The organism is Kitasatospora sp. NPDC059812 (assembly GCF_042732075.1).
Classification (GTDB): Bacteria; Actinomycetota; Actinomycetes; order Streptomycetales; family Streptomycetaceae; genus Kitasatospora.
In genome coordinates, this window is sequence record NZ_JBHWIO010000050.1 from 1 (window position 1) to 4,589 (window position 4,589).

General features: G+C 64.6%; 1 protein-coding gene. It reads right to left on the bottom strand.

Annotated features, from left to right (window positions below; genetic code table 11):
* Positions 1-939: 939 nt before the first annotated feature.
* On the bottom strand, positions 940-4,410 hold the full coding sequence (locus tag ACFV6D_RS23590; protein ID WP_380561029.1) for a LamG-like jellyroll fold domain-containing protein: 3,471 nt from the start codon (positions 4,408-4,410) through the stop codon (positions 940-942).
* Between the last annotated feature and the right edge of the window lie 179 nt (positions 4,411-4,589).

The window sequence follows — 4,589 nt, forward strand, 5'->3', positions numbered from 1 at the left end:
ATCCTCGCTCCCGAATGGGCCGTTCCCGACCGGCTGGAACATCACCCGGACGTGGTCTTGACCAGCCCAACCACCCCTTAACTACGCGGCATTGGGGTACTTCATCGGTGCAGCCATGACAGAGGCTCCCTTCTCATGGCCCATCAGGCCATATCCGGCAACCTTCCGCACCTCGGGGGAACCTCACCCGGCTACACGAAGGGCCGGTACGACCGACGCTGTGCCGAGGGTGTCAAGAAGCTGGCCGCTTCGAGTACCAGCCGTATCGGGCTCTCCGGTCTGGGCTAGACCATTCCTGGCCCTGTCGGTCACACCTGGGGCCTGAAAACAGAAAACCCCAGATCAACTGGGGTTCCTGCTGGTGTCCGAGAGGGACACGCACCGTTACCCCACCGCGGTCGGGGAGGTGGGGGTACTGATGCTGGTTTGATCGGGGGCCGTGCCCTACTGGTGGCAAGCACGGCCCTGTCGCCATAGTCCGGCGGGTGCCTGGGCTGCGGCAACGACGCTGCCCGGCTTCCCGACCTCGGCTGACCACCGCCCCGCCGACCTGAAGGAGAGACCACAGCACCGTCGGCCCGTGGAAGCCGACGCCCACCGCGACGACACGCAGCACACCGGCGCGGCCAGCGGCGATCACACCACAGAGTGAACCGTCAGAACCGGACAACCCAGCCGAACCCCTCACGCCGGCGCGCGCACGTGAATGATCGAGGAAGGAGCACCCGCAGGGAACGGGGATTCACAGGAACGACACTTGTTTTCGACGGCGTCGGGGCCGTCCCCGCACGCAGGGACGGCCCAGACGTCTTGATGAGCGGCCTCTGCACATTCCGTCAGGTCTGGAAATGCTGGAAATTATCAGCGACCAGCCGGAGATCACATGGCAGGCGGTTGATCACAGGTTCGGTGGCAGGCCCACGGAAAGAATGCTGCTGGTCAGCTGGTCCTGTAGATGGTGGCGACCTGGTCTGCGGTCAGCGTGTACGGGTAGAGCCGAACATCGCTGACAGCACCGCTCAACTGGTTGCTGAGCGGATAGCCGGTTGCGGCGGATGCCCCGATGATGGTGGGGCCTGTGGTGCGCCAGGCCGTGGGATTAGTGACGCTTCCTTGAGGCTGCCCGTTGACATACAGCGTCATGGCGTTGGTGTCCGCGTTGTAGGTCGCGGTGAGGAGAGTCCACGTCCCGATCTGCGGGGGTGCCTTGGCCACTGCGGCGTAGTAGGGCGTGTTGATATCGTCACTGCCGGCAGCGATGAAGACCCAGGTCCCAAAGGTCTTGGAGTACTGCAGGTAGAACGGGCTGCGCTGGCTTCCTGCCAGGCAGACGATGGTCTGGTAGTCGTTGGTGTTATCGATCTTGGCCCAGGCAGAGACCGAGTAGCTCCGATTCGTGTCGGGGGTTGGGATGTTGGCCTGCAGGTAGTTGTCGCCTGTGAACACCGCCGCGCCGCTGTTCGCCGTGGTGGGTCCTTGGCCCCACTGGTAGGTGGTGTGGACGGTGAGCGGGTTGGCTCCGTTCACGTCGGTGGGTTGGGTGGCTGGTGTCTTGATTCCATCCAGCTTCCATTCATAGGAGGCCGCACTCGTGCTGATGGCTGTGTTCTTAGCCATTCCGAGAACGAACCCCGGGGACGTGCTGGTGCCGGTACGTTGCCCTGTCCAGTAGCTGATGGTGCCGTCAGCTGAAAGGGCCCAGAGGGCGGGTTGTCCGTTTGCTGCGAGGTCGCCTTCCGATCCGATCCGGACGAAGTCACTGCTCTTGAAGAGGGATCCACCAGTGTCGATGACGACGTTAACCGGGTTCGCCGAGAAGGTAGGGACAGTCACTGACGTCGGCGTACCGAAGTCATCCACGGGGTTGTAGGTGGCGGGGGTGAAGGTGTAAGCCCTGAGCTGCCCGGTCGTGCGGTTCCGTGCCCACAGGCCGGGACGGTTCTGGCCCGCCCAATCACCTGGGCTGATCAGGTCATAGTCCTTCCAGAGGCTGGTGCCGAGCTTGACCGGCTGGCCTAGCACGCCACCGGTGCTCGGGTAATACCAGAGCGTTGCGTCGCTGGCGGTGTCGTTCAGTTCGGTGGTGAAGAGACCGGTGGAGTTCTGGAAGTTCTTACCCGGTGTGAGGGCGGACGCTGTCGGGTCGCCTATTGCGGCGATCGACAGAACACGGCTCCAGTCGGCCGGAAGGTAGCCGTCACAGCTCGGGTTGATGGGCGTGGTCGCGCACGCCGGCTTGGCAACCGGGCTGCTCTTGTCGAACTTTCCGGGCACTCCGGTGACGCCGGGATTGTCGTAGAGGTAGAGGTACTTGTCACCCGCCCTGTGAACGAAGAGGTCGTCAACGGCCTTGCCTCCCGTGAGAGCGCCGCGGTGGGAGACCTGGTAGTTCGTCCAGCTGTCGTGGCCCGGCGACTTCGCCGCGCCGGCAGCGAGAGTGCCGATGGGACTGGTGGGCAGCGGATTGCCGGGGATCGTGTAGCTTCGAAGGTCGCCGGATGCGTCCGGGACGACGATGTCCGGTGAGCCGTCTCCGGTGACATCGCCGAACACTGGCGGTGTAGCGTTCGGGTTCCAGGGCACGTAGAACGCGTAGGAGAGGATCGGGGAGACGTTACCCGCGTTGTCGGTGGCTCGGGCGTAGAGGATGTTGGTGCCCCAATGGGACGGGGCTACCTCTATCCCCGCCGAGGTGGGAACGGATGCGCCACATGCCTTACGGCCATCGGCGAGTTGCGGGTCCCACCCCCAGGTCAGACAGGCCACACCGGACGACATGAGCCCGCTGGGATTGGGATCGGAGACGGTGAAGGGAATTCTACCTGTCTGTCCCACGTAGATCTGCGGGACCTGCCCGTTTCCCGAGGCTGGGAATTGGTGTGCCGGGTCACTGACGGTGGCGGGGAAGCTCAGCACCGGCGGAGTGGTGTCTACTAGGAACGTGCAGGTGGGGGTCGATGCCGACCAACCGACGAGATCGTCTGACGCCATGATGCCGTAGCCGTAGGCGTGTCCATCCTTCAGTGTGTCCGCCGGCAGGATGAAGGAGGCGGGGTTGCCGACCGCGGTCCAGTCCGACCATCCGCTAGCGACATCGGGTACACCGGCCTGTGAGTAGTCCCAGATGTGCGACCAGGTCTTCAGTTGTGCTTGGGTGCTGCTGGACACAGTCGCGTTGAGCGTGATGCCTGCTTGCTGTGAACCAGCACCGAGCCAGCCCCAGGTGCTCCAGTCGTTGCTGGTGCACTGTTCAAAGCTACGCTCAGGATTCGCCGTATGCGGACTGACTGGTCCGACGTGGGGGTTGGTCGGAGTGTCAGGCACCCGGTCGTAGTCGATGGTCAGGCTGGGACCCTGGTCGAAGTACTTCAGGGCGTTGATGTTGCCCTCATCGCCCTGAAGAGCGAACGCGAGCTTCTTCCAGGAGTTGGACGCCGCTCGCTGCATGACCGCCGTGACGTTCCATGCCACTGGTACGTTGTCGTGGCACGCTCCCCAACCGGCGCCAGGGATCTGCTTCTCCTCCACAAGGTCGGCGTGAGGCGGCTGGCGGTTCCACGTCGTGTCTTGGTCGATCGCGCCACTGACAAACAGGTCGACGGGGTAGGTGGTGGCGCAGTTGTGGTCAGCTGCCGACCATTCCTGGGTCGTCAGCGTGGCACTCTTGATCACCGCTCCGGCGTAGCCGGCCACGTTGAATTGGTAGAAGGTCCGTTCCACGTCATCAGGCACACACTGCGCGCCGACCTGGTAAGCACCGCACCGTCCGACACCCAGCGGGTGGCTGTCCATCCAGAAGCTGCTGTCCGGGCTGGATGAGCGGACCCAGGTCCAGGCGTCGTAGCTGGCCGTCGTGTGGATCCAGTCAGGGTCGATGTACACCGGGTAGGTGGTCGCGGACCCGGTCAGTACGTCCTGACTGGGTGTGAGATCGATGCCCTTGGTGGTCGCGGTGACCGCCATGACGGCTTGCCTGGCCCCTAGGCCCGGGCGCTCGGCAGTGCTGACGGACGTCTGGCCGGGCGCCGGCGCCGATTCTGCCGTCTTCGCGGCCGGTGCTGCCGCCGCGCCCGCCACCAGCGCACGGGTCTTCGAAGCAGCGGGAGCACTCGATATCGGGCCCGCAGATGTGGTTGAGTCCCAGATCAACGGTGCGGGTGACGAAAAGACCGTCCGTTCCGCATCCTCGGAGGCCGTAGCCCGTACCAAGCCCGAGCCGTTGCTCTGTAGGTTGACCCCTACGGTGGTGGCAGACCAGTGCAGACTCTTGAGACCGGGGTTAGCAGCCGCCTGTGCATTCTTGACGATGAGGACCGTGGAGAAATCGCCCTGTGTGGTCACGGTAACCTTCAGGTCGACCCCGGGCATCACTTCGGGATAGAGCGCGGAGTTGCCGTTCGGCTTAGCCACGGGGAGCGCGAACGGAGCGGCGAGAGACAACTTCTTGCCGTCCGGGCTGGTCAGCGTGGCGAGCGGGCCGGGGGGGGGGGGGGGGGGGGGGGGGCGGCCCCCCCGCCGCGTTGTAGACAACATGGGGTGGGGAGGCGGCACACAGAGTGTGGGGCGACGATAGACCGCCCCCGCGAGGC